13 protein-coding genes are annotated in these 15,083 nt (G+C 74.4%); 8 read left to right on the top strand and 5 right to left on the bottom strand.

Annotation, left to right across the window (positions count from 1 at the left end):
- Positions 1 to 236 precede the first annotated feature (236 nt).
- Positions 237 to 1,391, top strand: coding sequence for an Rv3169 family protein (locus tag SNOUR_RS06140; RefSeq protein WP_067344509.1), 1,155 nt, complete (start codon positions 237 to 239; stop codon positions 1,389 to 1,391).
- Entirely contained in the window at positions 1,388 to 2,596 is a 1,209-nt protein-coding gene (locus SNOUR_RS06135; protein ID WP_067344508.1) for a phosphotransferase family protein, read from the top strand. Before SNOUR_RS06140 ends, SNOUR_RS06135 begins: the two co-directional genes overlap by 4 nt.
- A 22-nt stretch (positions 2,597 to 2,618) precedes the next feature.
- On the opposite strand, the gene SNOUR_RS06130 is transcribed toward SNOUR_RS06135, so the two are convergent.
- Positions 2,619 to 3,044 carry a hypothetical protein gene (locus SNOUR_RS06130; protein WP_174717846.1) on the bottom strand — a complete coding sequence of 142 codons (426 nt, stop codon included), beginning with the start codon at positions 3,042 to 3,044 and terminating at the stop codon, positions 2,619 to 2,621.
- 213 nt (positions 3,045 to 3,257) lie between these two features.
- Here SNOUR_RS06130 and SNOUR_RS06125 point away from each other — a divergent pair, with 213 nt between their 5' ends.
- From SNOUR_RS06125 to fxsA, 5 genes are all read left to right on the top strand, one after another.
- Positions 3,258 to 3,698 carry an Lrp/AsnC family transcriptional regulator gene (locus SNOUR_RS06125; protein WP_026248099.1) on the top strand — a complete coding sequence of 147 codons (441 nt, stop codon included), beginning with the start codon at positions 3,258 to 3,260 and terminating at the stop codon, positions 3,696 to 3,698.
- A gap of 61 nt (positions 3,699 to 3,759) precedes the next feature.
- Entirely contained in the window at positions 3,760 to 5,421 is a 1,662-nt protein-coding gene (locus SNOUR_RS06120; protein ID WP_067344502.1) for an amidohydrolase, read from the top strand.
- A 541-nt stretch (positions 5,422 to 5,962) separates the two neighbouring features.
- On the top strand, positions 5,963 to 7,624 hold the full coding sequence (gene lnt, locus SNOUR_RS06115) for an apolipoprotein N-acyltransferase (protein WP_067344500.1): 1,662 nt from the start codon (positions 5,963 to 5,965) through the stop codon (positions 7,622 to 7,624).
- Positions 7,624 to 8,379, top strand: a complete 756-nt coding sequence (locus tag SNOUR_RS06110) for a polyprenol monophosphomannose synthase (RefSeq protein ID WP_067344498.1) — start codon at positions 7,624 to 7,626, stop codon at positions 8,377 to 8,379. The genes lnt and SNOUR_RS06110 overlap by 1 nt, the downstream gene beginning before the upstream one ends.
- Positions 8,380 to 8,413: 34 nt before the next feature.
- Entirely contained in the window at positions 8,414 to 8,983 is a 570-nt protein-coding gene (gene fxsA / locus SNOUR_RS06105) for an FxsA family membrane protein (RefSeq protein WP_067344496.1), read from the top strand.
- Between the two features lie 158 nt (positions 8,984 to 9,141).
- On the opposite strand, the gene SNOUR_RS06100 is transcribed toward fxsA, so the two are convergent.
- The 3 genes from SNOUR_RS06100 to yczE form a co-directional block, all read right to left on the bottom strand.
- Positions 9,142 to 9,519 carry an RNA polymerase-binding protein RbpA gene (locus SNOUR_RS06100; protein ID WP_026170122.1) on the bottom strand — a complete coding sequence of 126 codons (378 nt, stop codon included), beginning with the start codon at positions 9,517 to 9,519 and terminating at the stop codon, positions 9,142 to 9,144.
- A gap of 706 nt (positions 9,520 to 10,225) precedes the next feature.
- Complete coding sequence (locus tag SNOUR_RS06095) at positions 10,226 to 11,026, bottom strand: glycerophosphodiester phosphodiesterase family protein (protein ID WP_067344494.1); 801 nt, start codon at positions 11,024 to 11,026, stop codon at positions 10,226 to 10,228.
- Positions 11,023 to 11,709 carry a membrane protein YczE gene (gene yczE / locus SNOUR_RS06090; RefSeq protein WP_067344492.1) on the bottom strand — a complete coding sequence of 229 codons (687 nt, stop codon included), beginning with the start codon at positions 11,707 to 11,709 and terminating at the stop codon, positions 11,023 to 11,025. Before yczE ends, SNOUR_RS06095 begins: the two co-directional genes overlap by 4 nt.
- 101 nt (positions 11,710 to 11,810) lie before the next feature.
- Between yczE and SNOUR_RS06085 the strand changes: the two genes are divergently transcribed.
- The gene (locus SNOUR_RS06085) at positions 11,811 to 13,316 is read left to right on the top strand and encodes an SCO1417 family PLP biosynthesis transcription factor (protein WP_067344490.1); all 1,506 of its coding nucleotides are present in this window, start codon (positions 11,811 to 11,813) and stop codon (positions 13,314 to 13,316) included.
- Between the two features lie 7 nt (positions 13,317 to 13,323).
- Here the strand turns inward: SNOUR_RS06085 and SNOUR_RS06080 are convergent, their stop codons facing one another.
- Positions 13,324 to 14,961 carry a hypothetical protein gene (locus tag SNOUR_RS06080; RefSeq protein ID WP_067344489.1) on the bottom strand — a complete coding sequence of 546 codons (1,638 nt, stop codon included), beginning with the start codon at positions 14,959 to 14,961 and terminating at the stop codon, positions 13,324 to 13,326.
- Positions 14,962 to 15,083: the final 122 nt, after the last annotated feature.

The raw sequence follows: 15,083 nt of genomic DNA, 5'->3' as shown, positions 1-15,083 counted from the left end.
CCGTCCGTGCGCCACCTCGACTCGCCCTGCGCAAAGGGCGGTTCGGGCGCGCAAGCACGCCTCTTGGTCGTTCCCGGGCCGGATGCGGAGCGCTGTCGGCACACAGGTCGCCACCGGGCGCGGTGGCGAGCCGCCCCACCACCTTCCTCGGGGGTGTGGCCGCCCAGCGCTATCTGACGTACCGTCAATTCTCCGCTTCCCGGTGATCCACCGTCCGGCCGTGCCCAGGAGGGACCGTGTCCGACCGTCCGATCGCGCTCGACGAATACCCCATCCACCAGGCGCCGCTCTCCATGCGGCAGGTCGCCACCAGCGACCGCAACGCCTACGACCGCTGCATCTTCCACGTCCTGGACCACACCGGCCGCGCCCTGCTCATCGCCGGCCTCGGGGTCTACCCCAACACCGGCGTCATCGACGCCTACGCCACCCTGCGCCTCGGCGACCGGCTGCACGCGGTCCGGGCCTCCGACGCGCTCACCGACGACCGTCTGGCGCTCACCGTCGGCCCGTTCACGATCACCGTCGAGGAGCCCCTGCGCCGCCTCCGGCTCACCTGCGACCCTGACCCGTCCGACCCCGACGGCCTCTCCTACGACCTCACCTGGACCGCGTCCTTCCCCGCCACCTGGGAACCGCACCACACCCAGCACCGCGGCGGCCGGCTGATCCTGGAGGGCCGCCGCTTCGTCCAGGCCGGCACCTGCACCGGCACCCTCCGGGCGGCCGGTGAGCGGCTCACCGTCACCGCGGGGGAGTGGACCGGCACCCGGGACCGCAGCTGGGGCGTGCGCCCGATACCCGGCGAGGACGGCGGGCGGGCCGCCGCCGAGGCGCCCACCGAGGGGTTCCACTGGATCTGGTGCCCGGTCCGCTTCGACGACCGGTTCGTCATGGTCATCGTCCAGGAGGACGCCGACGGCCACCGCACCCTCAACGAGGCGCGGCTGGTCCGCGACGGCGCTCCCGACCGCCAACTGGGCTGGCCGTACGCCGACATCGGCTACCGCCCCGGCACCCGCCACCCCGAGCGCGCCGTCCTCCACCTCACCGACCCCGCCCGCAAGCCCCTCGAACTCACCGCAGAGATCCTCACCTCTTCGCCGCTCGCCCTCGGCGCCGGCTACCCGCCCGCCGACGACTGGCAGCACGGCACCTGGCAGGGCCGCGGCTGGACCGACCGCCGCGTCTACGACCTGTCCGACCCGGCCGCCCACCCCCTCGCCGCCTACGGGGTCACCGATCACGCCGCCCGCTTCACCCTGGACGGCCGCACCGGCTACGGCGTCTTCGAGCACGGCAGCTTCGGCCGCCACGACCCCAGCGGCTTCACCGGCTACGACTCCGTCGCCCCCGGCCGCACCCGCCGCCCCGGGGAGGCCGCCCGATGACCGCCACCCCGCGCCCCCGCACCACCACCCGCGACCCCGAGGACCTCACCCGGCGGCTCACCGCCTGGCTCGCCACCCGCTCCCGGGCTCTCGACCCCTCCCACGGGCTCCCGACGCCGGCCGAACAAGGGGGACCTCCGCCCGCGGGGGGCGCCCCCCTCCCGGCGCCCCGCGTCACCGCGGTCACCGTGCCCGCCTCCAACGGCATGTCCAGCGAGACCCTGCTCTTCGACATCGACCACCCGGACCCGGACTCCGCCGAGCCCTCGGCCGCGCACCCGCGGGGCGAGGCCCCCACCTCCTGCGTCCTGCGGCTGGCCGGCGACCCCGCCGCGTACACGATCTTCCCGCGCTACGACATGCCCCGGCAGTACCGCACCATGCGCCTGGTCGCCGACCGCACCGACCTGCCGGTGCCCCGCCCCTTCTGGCTGGAGGAGGACCCCGCGCACCTCGGCGCGCCGTTCTTCGTCATGGCCCGCGTCACGGGCCGGGTGCCGCCCGACGTCATGCCCTATACGTACGAGGGGAATTGGCTGTACGACGCGACCGACGCCGAACGCGACCGGCTGGAGGCCGCGAGCGTCGCCGTCCTCGCCCGCCTGCACGACCAAGTCCCGGTGGAATCGGCGGAGTTCCTCGCGCTGCCCGGCACCGGGAGCCCGCTCCGGCGCCACGTCGACGCCCAACGCGCCTACTACGCCTGGGTCGTCGACGGACTCCCGCACTCCCCGCTCATCGAGCGCGGCTTCGCCTGGCTCGCCGACCACTGGCCCGCGGACCCCGGCGAGACCGTACTGACCTGGGGCGATGCCCGGATCGGCAACATCGTCTACGACGGCTTCGCGCCGGCCGGGATCCTGGACTGGGAGATGGCGGCCCTCGGCCCCCGCGAGCTGGACCTCGGATGGATGGTCTACCTCCACCGCTTCTTCCAGGACCTCACGGTGGGCGGCGGGCAGCGCGGCCTGCCCGACTTCCTGCGCCGCGACCGCGTCGAGGCCCGTTACGCCCGGCTGACCGGGCACGAGCCCCGCGCGATGGAGTTCCACACCCTCTACGCGGCCCTGCGGCACGCCATCGTGATGCTCAGGGTGGCCTACCGTCAGATCCACTTCGGCGAGGTGTCGGTCCCGGCCGACCCCGACGGGCTGATCATGCACCGGGACACGCTGGAGGCGATGCTCGCCGGCCGCTACTGGTGAGCCGCGGCCGGCCCGCGGAACCTCAGCTCCGGCGGCGCGAGCGCGGCACCCGGGCCGGCCGCTCACCCGGGCCGCCGGGGTGCGAGAACGGCTGGCGCCGCCAGTCCAGGCCCTCGGGAAGGGTCAACAGGATCGCCGCGTCCTGCTCGTGAGCGTCCATCATGTCGTCGGTGTCCGCGGCGTCGGCCGCCGGCCGGCCGGAGCCCTGGCACACCGTCAGCGCGAACGGGTTCCACGGCGAGGGGCAGAGCGCGTGCTCCGGGAGGGTGTCCTCGTCCGCCAGCAGCGCGATCGGCTGCCCGCAGTCCGGGCAGCTCACGCGGTAGATCTCGTAGGTGTCGAAGGGATCGTCCGCGGTGTCCTCGATCAGGAAGTCGAAACTGTCGCCCTCCTGGGCGCCGATGTCGGCCGCGGCGAAGTCCTGCTTCAGGCGTCGCATGATGTCCATCCCCCTCGGGTGGGCCACTCGGACCGCTGACTTCGTTCGTGTGACCGGCGGTCTCGGCCAACACCAGCAATGCCCCTCATGCCGCGCGCATAATCGCCGGCGCCCCGCGGAGCCGGCGTCACAGGTGTGGCATTCCTCACATGGGCCGGTATCGGGGCGTCCGCGATCGGGCGCGCGCTGCGCGCACGCGCCCGCGCACAGTAGGTTGAGCGGGTGGAGGAGTTGGACCGACAAATCGTGGATCTGCTCGTCAAGGACGGGCGGATGAGCTACACCGACCTGGGCAAGGCCACCGGCCTGTCCACCTCGGCGGTGCACCAGCGGGTGCGCCGCCTGGAGCAGCGCGGGGTCATCCGCGGCTACGCCGCCATCGTCGACCCCGAGGCCGTGGGCCTGCCGCTGACCGCCTTCATCTCGGTCAAACCCTTCGACCCCAGCGCCCCTGACGACATCGCCGACCGGCTCGCCGAGGTCCCCGAGCTGGAGGCGTGCCACAGCGTCGCCGGCGACGAGAACTACATCCTCAAGGTCCGGGTCGCCACCCCGCTGGAGCTGGAGCACCTGCTCACCCGCATCCGCAGCCTGGCCGGGGTCTCCACCCGCACGACGGTGGTGCTCTCCACCCCCTACGAGGCCCGCCCGCCGCGGATCTGAGCCGCCCGGGAGTCGACCCCCGGGCGCCGGGCGCCCCGGCGCAGGGGCGAAACTGTCCGGTATGAGCGAGCGCAACCCCGAGCAGGTCCCCTCCCGCACCGTTCTCCTGCGGGGCGGTGAGGTGCACAGCCCCGCCGACCCCTTCGCCACCGCGATGGTCGTCGAGGGCGACCGCATCGCCTGGGTCGGCGAGGAGGGCGCGGCCGACTCCTTCGCCGACGGCGTGGACGAGATCGTCCATCTCGACGGCGCGCTGGTCACCCCGGCGTTCACGGACGCACATGTGCACACCACCGCCACCGGGTTGACCCTCACCGGTCTGGACCTCTCCGGCGCGGCCACCCTGGCCGAGGCGCTCGACCGGATCCGCGGGTACGCCGCCGGCCGACCGGCCGGCACCGTGCTGCTCGGCCACGGCTGGGACGCCAGCGCCTGGCCCGAGGGCCGCCCGCCGTCCCGCGCCGAACTGGACGCCGCCGCCGGTGGCCGTCCCCTCTACCTCACCCGCGTCGACGTGCACTCCGCGGTCGTCACCACCGCCCTGCTCGACCTGGTCCCGGGCATCCGAGAGCGGTCCGGTTTCCACCCCGAGGCGCCGCTGACCGGCGACGCCCACCACGCCGTGCGGGCCGCCGCGTACGCCACCGTCACCCCCGCCCAGCGCGCCGAGGCCCAGGCCGCCGCGCTGGAGCGGGCCGCCTCGCTGGGCATCGGCACCGTCCACGAGTGCGCCGGCCCGGAGATCTCCAGCGAGGACGACTTCACCGCGCTGCTCGCCCGGGCCGCCGAGGGCACCGGCCCCCGCGTCATCGGCTACTGGGCCGAACTGATCGCATCCGCAAAGGATGCCGACCGGATCCGTGAACTCGGCGCGCACGGCGCGGCCGGCGACCTCTTCGCCGACGGCTCGCTCGGCTCGCACACCGCGCACCTGCACGCCCCCTACGCCGATGCCCCTCCCGGCTGCGCCGGCGGGACCCACACCGGCACCGCGCACCTCGACCGCGAGACCGTCGCCGCCCATGTCGCAGCCTGCACCGAGGCCGGCATCCAGGCCGGCTTCCACGCCATCGGCGACGCCGCCCTGACCACCGTCACCGACGGCGTCCGGGCCGCCGCCGACCGGGTCGGCCTGGCCCGGGTCCGCGCCGCCCGGCACCGCGTCGAGCACGCCGAGATGCTCACCGACGCCACCATCGCCGCCTTCGCCGACCTGGCTCTGACCGCCTCGGTGCAGCCCGGCTTCGACGCCGCCTGGGGCGGCCCCGACGGGATGTACGCCGCCCGCCTCGGCGCCGACCGGGCCGCCGGCCTCAACCCCTACGCCGCGCTGCTCAAGGCCGGCGTCCCGCTCGCCCTCGGCTCCGACAGCCCGGTCACCCCGCTCGACCCCTGGGGCACCGTGCGCGCCGCCGTCTTCCACCGCACCCGTGCCCACGGCATCTCCGCCCGCGCCGCGTTCACCGCCCACACCCGCGGCGGCTGGCGGGCCATCGGCCGTGACGACGCCGGCGTCCTGATGCCCGGCGCCCCCGCCGACTACGCGGTCTGGCGGACCGGCGACCTGATCGTCCAGGCCCCCGACGAGCGCGTCGAGCGCTGGTCGACCGACCCCCGCTCCGGCACCCCTGGCCTGCCCGATCTCACCCCCGGCAACGACCTCCCGCACTGCCTGCGCACGGTCGTCGGCGGACGGCCGATCTTCGACCGGCCGATCGAGTGACATCGCGGGCGCCGGTGGCGGCGGATACCGCGCCCGAACCTGCCTGCCCCACCTGGGAAGGCTCGGCACTGACCTGGGACGACGCGAAAACCACGCAGGCGGAGCGACTGTTGACAGCAGGCGCCGGTCGGCGGGTAGGTTCGGCCGGGTCCACCACAGGACGTCCGACCGGGAGACCTCCGCGCAGTCGTCGAACGCAGCTGGGCCATGGGGTGGCGAGCCATCCGGCACGCCACCACTGGGAGCCAGGTCCAGGGCCAGGGCGATGGCTGGGTCGGTCGGCAGGTGCGACCCGGATGGGGCCCGGCGCTCAGTAGACAACGGCTCTCGGTCGACCCGCAGCCAGCGGGTCCCAGGTCGGCCCGAAGGGCGCCGGGCCCCGATCCGCACCCCGACACCCCGCACCATGCGGCACCGGGCGCCGCGCTCGTCACGGTAAGCCCACGGTCTGCGCACGGTCCGCGCACCCCGACCCCACGCCCCGGGCCCTCCGATGTACGGTCAGCTGACAACCGGACGACCTGCAGGAAGGCCCGCAACCGTGCCATCGGGTTCCGACACCACCGCAGAAGCCGTGCGCGGCCCCGCGCCCGCCGGCATGGTGCCGTCCACCGCGACCGGCGGCGACCGCCGCCCCGGCCGCGCCCGCCGACTGGCCGCCCTGGCCCGCCGCGAGGCGTCGCGCACCGCCCTCGCGGCCGTCGCCGGCGTCGCGCTCGGCCTCGCCTTCCCGCCCTACGACCTGTGGCCGCTGTCCCTGGTCGCGGTGGCCGCGCTGTCGTTGCTGACCCGCGGCCGGCGGGCCCGCCAGGGCGCCTGGACCGGCTTCGCCTTCGGGCTGCCGTTCTTCCTCATCCTGCTGAAGTGGCTGCACGTCGTCGGCTGGGACGCGGTGGTGGGCCTGTCCGTCGCCGAGACGCTCTTCGTCGTGGTGTTGGGCGCGGGGCTGGCGCTCACCTCCCGGCTGCCCGTCTGGCCGCTGTGGACCGCGTGCCTGTGGGTCGCCCAGGAATGGGCCCGGGACCGGCTGCCGTTCGGCGGCTTCCCCTGGGGCCGGCTGGCCTTCGCCAACACCGGCTCGCCGTTCACCCCGCTCGCCGCGCTCGGCGGCGCCCCGCTGGTCACCTTCGCCGTCGCGCTGGCCGGTGCGCTGCTGGCCGCCTCCGCGACCGCCCTGTGGGGGCTGCGCCGCGGTGCCGGTCCGCGCGCGGTGGTCCGGACGACGGAGGCATTCGGGCTGGCCGCCGCGGTCACCGTGGCCGGCCTGGCGGTACCGGTCCCCACCAAGGCCGACGACACCGTCCGGATCGCCGTGGTGCAGGGCAACGTCCAGCAGCCCGGCATGGACTTCCTCGGTCGCCCGATGAAGATCCTGGACAACCACGCCACCGCCACCGAGAAGCTCGCCGACGACGTCCGGCACCACCGCGTGCCCAAGCCGGACCTGGTGATCTGGCCGGAGAACTCCTCCGACCTGGACCCCTTCCAGTTCCCGCAGGCGTACGACCGGATAGACCAGGCCGTGAAGGCGATCGGCGTGCCGGTCCTCGTCGGCGCCCTGGTGGACCATCCGACCAAGCCCGGCTACGTCTTCAACGAGGGCATCGTCTGGGACCCCAGGACCGGTCCGGGCGCCTCGTACACCAAGCAGCACCCGGTGCCGTTCGGCGAGTACGTCCCGTTCCGGGAGCAGCTCAGCAAGATCATCACGCGGTTCCAGCGGGTGCCCCGCGACTTCTACCCGGGTGACCACACCGGTCTGCTGAAGGTCGGCCCGGCCAGGCTCGGCGACGTCATCTGCTTCGAGGTCGCCTACGACGAGATCGTCCACGACACCGTCGGCGCCGGCGCCCGCGCCCTGGTCATCCAGACCAACAACGCCACCTACGGCCGCACCGGCCAGCCCGAGCAGCAGCTGGCGATGTCCAAGCTGCGGGCCGTCGAGCACGGCCGGGCCGTGGTCACCGCGGCCACCAGCGGGATCAGCGCGGTGGTCGCCCCGGACGGGACCGTTACGCACCAGATTCCCGAATTCACCCAGGGCGTGGTCTCGGCCCGCATCCCTCTGCGCGACGAAACGACGCTCGCCGACCGCGTTGGAGCGGCTCCCGAGTGGCTGCTCGCTATCGTGGGCCTCCTGTCCTGCGGGGCCGCCGTCATCGTCGGCCGCCGCGGGCGTACGAAGGACGAGAAGGGGCAGTAGTGACAGACGGTCAGCGGCAGTACGGTCCGCTCGGCAGCACGTTGGTGATCATTCCGACGTACAACGAGGCGGAGAACATCAAGCCGATCGTCTCGCGGGTGCGGTCCGCCGTCCCCGAGGCGCACGTCCTGATCGCGGACGACAACAGCCCCGACGGCACCGGCAAGCTCGCCGACGAACTGGCCGCCGGGGACGACAAGGTCCACGTGCTGCACCGCAAGGGCAAGGAGGGGCTGGGCGCCGCCTACCTCGCCGGCTTCCGCTGGGGCATCGAACAGGGCCACGGCGTGCTGGTCGAGATGGACGCCGACGGCTCCCACCAGCCCGAGGAGCTGCCCCGGCTGCTCACCGCCCTCAAGGGCGCCGACCTGGTGCTCGGTTCGCGCTGGGTGCCCGGCGGCCGGGTGGTCAACTGGCCCAAGCACCGCGAGATCCTCTCCCGCGGCGGCAGCACCTACTCCCGGCTGATGCTCGACGTCCCGATCCGCGACGTCACCGGCGGCTTCCGCGCCTTCCGGGTGGAGACGCTGCAGGGCCTGGGCCTGGACGAGGTGGCCTCCCAGGGCTACTGCTTCCAGGTCGACCTGGCCCGGCGGGCCGTCCGGTCCGGCTACCACGTCGTCGAGGTCCCGATCACCTTCGTCGAGCGGGAGCTGGGCGACAGCAAGATGAGCCGCGACATCGTCGTGGAGGCGCTCTGGCGGATCACCGCCTGGGGCGTCGGCTCCAAGGTGAACAAGATCCGCGGTCACTGACCGCCGGGCGGGCCGGGCCAGGCACACTGGTGGCATGACGTTCGGAGCCACACCACCGCCGAGTCCCCGCCCGCCGCGCTCGCGCGCCCGCCGATTCGCCCCGTTGGGCATCGCCGCCTGGATGGTGCTGGAGATCTGGCTGTTGACGGTGGTCGGCGGCGCCACCAACGGTCTGACGGTCTTCCTGCTGCTGCTCGCCGGGGTGCTCGTCGGCGGCGCGGTGGTCAAGCGGGCCGGCCGCCGTGCCTGGCGCAACCTCACCGGCGCCCTGCAGACCGGCGGCGCCCCCGAGGCGCCCCGGGAGACCGGTTCCGGCGGCACCGGCAACACCCTCCCGATGCTCGGCGGGCTGCTGCTGATCGTCCCCGGCCTGCTCTCGGACGTGCTCGGCCTGCTCTGCCTCTTCCCGCCGACCGGGCGGCTGATCCTGCGCGGCGCCGACAAGCTGCTGACCCGGTCGGGCAGCTTCACCCCCGGTTCCTTCGGGGACGTCTACCAGCAGGCGCGGATGCACCGCCCCGACGGCAAGGTCGTCCAGGGCGAGGTGATCCACCCCGACGAACCGCCGGCCGCGCGGCGCCAGGACCCGCCGCTCACCCGCTGAGACCGGGCCGCACCGGGCGACCGGGGGCGGATCGGGCGCACGAGGCCCGCCCACCCGGCCGCCCCGGTCCGGCAGCAACGCACGGCAAGGGCCGGTGCCACCGAAGGTTCGGTGGCACCGGCCCTTGCCGTGCCGCTCTGCTCTGCTCGTTCCGCCCGTCAGGCGGACTTGCGGTTGCTGTCGCGCGGATGCACGGCGATGTTCATGGTGCCGGAGCGCAGGACGGCCAGCCGCTCGGCCAGCACCTCCTCCAACTCCTCGCGGGTCCGCCGCTCCATGAGCATGTCCCAGTGCGTACGCGCGGGCTTGCCCTTCTTCTCCTCAGGACCATCCCCATCCACCAGAAGAGAGGGTGCGCCGCAAACCTTGCACTCCCACTCCGGCGGAATCTCGGCCTCAACCGAGAACGGCATCTCGAAACGATGTCCGTTCTGGCATGCGTACTCCACCGCCTGGCGCGGGGCCAGGTCGATGCCGCGGTCGGTCTCGTAGCTGGTCACCACGAGGCGCGTGCCGCGGAGAGCTCGCTCACTCATGAATCGTGCCTCCCGGGCTTGTCGCCCACAGGACAGGTGTCGCTGTCGTCGTCATCCGGTCAACGTCCGGTCGGCGGTGAAGATTCCCGTCATCGGGACATACGTCGCCTGCGTCGCCCGTCGTGCCGCCCCTTGTTGTACCCACCAACGCCCGGTTTGTCACATCTGGCAGCAGATGTCACCCAGCGCCTCAAGGAGTTGAGCGCGCAGTAACGGTCCGCCTGGTGGGTCAAAGGCGTACACTACCGCCCCGCGCCCTCAAGGGCTAAATCCGGTCACGTACCGGATTGCCGGCCGCCGCGCTCGCGCGCCCCATCGGCACCCCTGCCAGCAGGGCGAATCCGACCGCGAAGAACGCCACCGGGGTCACGATCGCGTCCCGGGGGCTCCCGGCCGGCCGGCAAGCCGCCCCGAACGCCGGCGGCCCCGACCGGCTCACTCCCGGTCACCCCTCTCGTACGCGGAAAAATACTCCGCTTTCCCGCCGCGCGGGATCGGATCGGAGAACAGGGAGCGGGAGGGTGGCCGACTGCCGCCCGGCGTCGGCCCGATCCCGGCGGCCGGCGCGAAGAGCCCTATCGCCGCCCGCGCCGGCAGGGACGCCCGCACCGGCCGCCGCCTGCACGACCGCACGTCGCGGGGTCACCCTTCGGGCGATGGTGGGAAGGGGAGGGCGTGACCCAGGGGCTGTCCGCTGGGTCGGGCCCTAGACCCAGCGCCCCCGCGCGGTCAGCACCGTGCGCAGGGTCTCGATGTGGTCGGTCATGATGCCGTCCACGCCGAGGTCCAGCAGCGCTTCCATCCGATCGGCATCGTTGACCGTCCAGACATGGACCTGCATGCCCAGTGCGTGCGCGGCGCGCAGGAAGAGGGGGTCGACGACGCGGATCCCGGACTGCCGCTCGGGGACCTGGACGCAGACCGCGCTGCGCCGCACCGCCGCGCCCAGCAGCCGGTCCAGCGGCAGCGCCCCGCGCCCGTAGGAGCGCAGACGCAGTCCGGCCACCCCGCGGGTGCCCAGCGAGCTGGCCATCCGGCCGCCGGCAAGGCGCTGTGCCCGGGCCACCCGGGCCTCGGAGAACGAGCCGACGCAGACCCGGTCCCAGGCGTCGGTGCGGCGCAGCAGCGCCAGCAGCGGCTCCAGCGCGCCCTCCGCCTTCAGGTCGACGTTCCACCGGGCCTCGGGGAACTCCTCCAGCAACTCCTCGAAGAGCGGCAGTGGCTCCCGGCCGGCGACCCGGGACCGGCGGACCGCCCGCCAGGGCAGGGCCGCGATGGCGCCCCGGGAGTCGGTGACCCGGTCCAGGGTCGCGTCGTGGAAGGCGACCAGTGCGCCGTCGGAGGTGGCGTGGACGTCGGTCTCCAGATAGCGGTATCCGAGGCCGACCGCGCGGCGGAAGGCGAAGGCGGTGTTCTCCAGGCCGTCCGCGGCCCCGCCGCGGTGGGCGAAGGGCAGCGGCCCGGGGTGGTCGAGGTAGGGATGGCGAAGGCGTATCGCGGGGGTCACTCCGGCAGTATCGCGCGCTCCGGTGACGGTCGCGGCGAGCGGGCCACCACGGTGGACGGACGCTCGGGCAGGCCCTCGATCGCGAACCGGCGCAGGAAGAACTGGGCCAGCGGCCCGATGGCCAGCGCGTAGACCACAGTGCCCACGCCGAGCGAGCCGCCGAGCGCGAAACCCACGGCGAGGACGGTCACCTCGATGCAGGTCCGCACCAGCCGGACCGGGCGGCCGGTGCGCCGGTGCAGCCCGGTCATCAGCCCGTCGCGCGGCCCCGGGCCGAAGCGCGCGCTGATGTAGAGGCCGGTCGCGGCACCGTTGAGGACGATCGCGGCGACCAGCAGCGGGACGCGGACGGCCAGGGGGCCCAGCGGCGGGACGAGCGCCAGCGTCGCGTCCATCACCAGCCCGAGGATCACCACGTTCGAGACCGTGCCGAGGCCCGGGCGCTGGCGCAGCGGGATCCACAGCAGCAGGATCAGTGCGCCGGAGACGATCGTGACGGTGCCGATCGTCAGTCCGGTGTGCCGCGCCATGCCCTGGTTGAGCACGCTCCACGGCTCCAGGCCCAGGCCGGCGCGGACCATCAGGCCCATGCTCACGCCGTACGCCACCAGCCCCGTATAGAGCTGTACGAGCCGGCGCGGCAGATGCGACCGCCTGGTGTCGGACCCCTGGGTGATGGACACGACTCTTCCCCCTCCTGGCAGGATTGGACTGGTGCGTGCCACCATGTGGCATGTCCGGGCTCGCGATGTAGAGCCAATTCGGGGAAGGTGGACTGATCTTCATGGCGCAGTGGACCTCCGCGGTGGGTGCACCCCAACTCGCCCGGCTGCTCCGGTCGCAGGACCCGCGGGCCGCCGAACTCACCGCGAACGGGCGGAAGTTGCCCGCCTACCGCAGTCTGGCCGACGGCGTCCGCCGGCTCGTCCTCGAAGGCCGGGTGTCGGTCGCCGCCCGGCTCCCGGCCGAGCGCGAGCTGGCCGCCGCGTTCGGCGTCAGCCGCACCACCGTCGCCGCCGCCTACGAGGCGTTGCGCGCCGAGGGGTTCCTGGAGTCCCGGCGCGGCTCGGGCAGCTGGACCGCCGTCCCGGCGGGCAACCCGCTGCCCACCCGCGGCCTGGAACCGCTCCCGCCGGAGGCCGCGGGGTCGATGATCGACCTCGGCTGCGCCGCCCTGCCGGCCCCCGAGCCCTGGCTCACCCGCGCCGTCCAGGGCGCCATGGCCGACCTGCCGCTCTACGCCCACACCCACGGCGACTACCCGGCCGGCCTGCCCGTCCTGCGGCAGGCCCTCGCCGACCGCTTCACCGCCCGCGGCATCCCCACCATGCCGGAACAGATCATGGTCACCACCGGCGCGATGGGCGCCGTCGCCGCGATCTGCCGGCTGTGTACGAGCCCCGGTGAACGGGTGGCCGTCGACTCGCCCTCGTACGCCAACATCCTCCAGCTGATGCGCGACGCGGGCGCCCGCCTCGTCCCGGTCGCCCTCGGCGAGCGGCTGGCGGGCTGGGACATCCCGGCCTGGCGCCAGGTGATGCGCGATGCCGCGCCCCGGATGGCCTATGTCGTCGCCGACTTCCACAACCCCACCGGCAGCCTCGCCACCGAGGACCAGCGCCGCCGCCTCGTGGACGCGGCGCGCTCGGCCGGCACCCTGCTGGTGGTCGACGAGACCATGGCCGAGATCGTGCTCGACCCGGACACCGAACCGCCGCGCCCGGTCTGCGCGTTCGACCCGGCCGGCAGCGCCGTGATCACCGTGGGCTCGGCCAGCAAGGCGTTCTGGGCCGGGATGCGGATCGGCTGGGTGCGGGCCGCGCCCGACATCATCCGCAGCCTGGTCGCCGCCCGTGCCTACTCCGACCTCGGCTCGCCCGTCCTCGAACAGCTCGCCATCGCCTCCCTCCTGGAGCACGGCGGCTGGGAGGAGGCCGTCCGGATACGCCGCGAACAGGCCCGCGAGAACCGTGACGCGATCGTCGAGGCGGTACACCGGCACCTGCCCGACTGGGAGTTCAGCGTCCCGCGCGGTGGTCTGACCCTCTGGGCCCGGACCGGTGGACTGTCCGGCTCCCGGATCGCCGAGGCGGGGGAGCGGCTCGGGGTGCGCGTCCCCTCTGGGCCGCGGTTCGGCGTGGACGGCGCCTTCGAGGGCTTCGTCCGGCTGCCGTTCACGGTCAGCGGCGCGGTCGCCGACGAGGCCGCGGTTCGGCTGGCCAGGGCCGCCCGGCTGGTGGCCACCGGGGCGCCGGTGGAGGCGGAGCCGCCGCAGGCGTTCGTGGCCTGAGACGACGTCAGATGTGGGCGGTGGGGGCGTCGGAGTCCCCACCGCCCACCGGCGTCGCGTCGCCGCGCTTGGCGAACGACACCGGCGGGTGCATGGGCGCGAGCGTCCCCACCGCTTCCTCCGGGGCGCTGCGTTCCGGCAGCAGTGCCAGGACCGCCTGGCGGTGGGCCTCGCCGGTGGCGTCGTCGTACGGGTCGGGGGTGGCCGGCACCTGGAGGCGGAGCACCGGGCCGCTGCCGAGCCGGGCGTAGCCGCGGCCCGGCGGCACCTGGGGGAGCGGGGTGGTGTGCGGCTGGGTGCCCAGTACCGCCCGCACCTCCTCGGCGGTGGCCGGTCCGAGCACGATCCGGGCCTTGGTGTGGGCCCGCACCGGGTCGCTCAGCAGCTCCGCGGTCTCGAACTGGTCGGCCGCCGCCACCGTCACCTGGGCCGCCCGGCCGTGCCGCAGCGGCACCTGGAGCAGCCGCTGGGGGTCGTCCCGGCCCTCCACCGAGGCCAGGTGGGACAGCGCCGTCAGCCGGTCCGCGATGATCCACAGCGGGCGCCGGGTGTCCGCCGGCGCGGGCTGCCCGGACTGCTGGGCCCGGTTGGCGGCGACCAGCCGCCGCTCGGTCTCGTGCGCCGCCCACTCCAGCGCCGCCAGCGCCCCCGCCAGCCCGCTCTCCACCGCCAGCACCCCGTGCCGCCCGGCCAGGCAGCCGAACTCGCCGGAGCCGCCGCCGTCGATCACCACCACATCGCCGTGCCGCAGCGCCTGGAGCGCGATCGAGCGCAGCAGCGTCGTCCCACCGGCGCCCGGCTGTCCCAGCGCCAGCAGGTGCGGCTCGGTGGACCGCCGGCCGGTGCGCCACACCACCGGGGGCACGTCCTGCGGCGCGCCCCCGCACACCACCGGCAGCGTCCGCTGCACGGATTCGGGGTCGGTGAAGCCGAGCACGGTCTCGCCCGGCGAGGTCACGAAGGGCTGCGCCGCGATGTCCGACGGCAGCGGCCCGAGCGCCGTCATCACCAACTGGTTGGCCGCCTCGTCCCAGTCGAAGCGGTACTCCCGGCCGCGGCCCGACTTGGCGTGCAGCAACTGCTCGACGCGGACCCGGCACTCGTCCTCGCCGTCGGGGAAGTACGCGGGGTACTTCAGCTGGAGCCGCGCCGGCCGCCCGTCCTCGTCGAAGGCGTACGCGGTGAACGCCCGTTGCCAGTCGCCGTCATGGGTGTAGAGGGGGTTGGGGTCGCCCTCGTCCGAGAAGCACGGCACCAGCGCCTCGTAGAGCGCCTGCAACCGCCCGGTCTCCGCCTCGCTCGGGCCGGGCTCCGCCACCTGCGGCCGGTCCCGACCCAGCCACGCCGCCACCGCCATCAGCGCCACCAGCGCGAGCAGCGGACCGTACGGCGCCAGGCCCACGATCAGCACCCCCGCGCCGACCAGGAAGCACAGCGGCCCGCGCTGCTCCTTGGGCGTCGCGGCCCAGCGCCCCCGTCCGGCCGCCACCAGCCGGCGCAGCCCCCGGCTGGTGGTGATCAGCGGATGGAGCACGTCGGTCGCGCCGTCGGCCGCGGTCCGCGCCAGTTCGCGACCGCGGGCGATCGGGGCACTGCTGGTCAGGGCGTTGCTGGTGAGGATGCGGGGCAGTGGGCGCCGGGCCACAGGGTGTCTCCTGGTGCTCGTAGGGGCGGCGGGCCGGCTCGGCGTGGGCGGCGAGCCGGGGCGGGTTTCGCGCGCCGCCGCCCGGACGGGACGGACCGGCCCGGACGGCCGGTGGGACGGGC

The sequence above is a fragment of the Streptomyces noursei ATCC 11455 genome (assembly GCF_001704275.1).
In the GTDB taxonomy this organism is placed as follows: domain Bacteria; phylum Actinomycetota; class Actinomycetes; order Streptomycetales; family Streptomycetaceae; genus Streptomyces; species Streptomyces noursei.
This window is presented reverse-complemented; position numbering and strand designations above follow the sequence as displayed.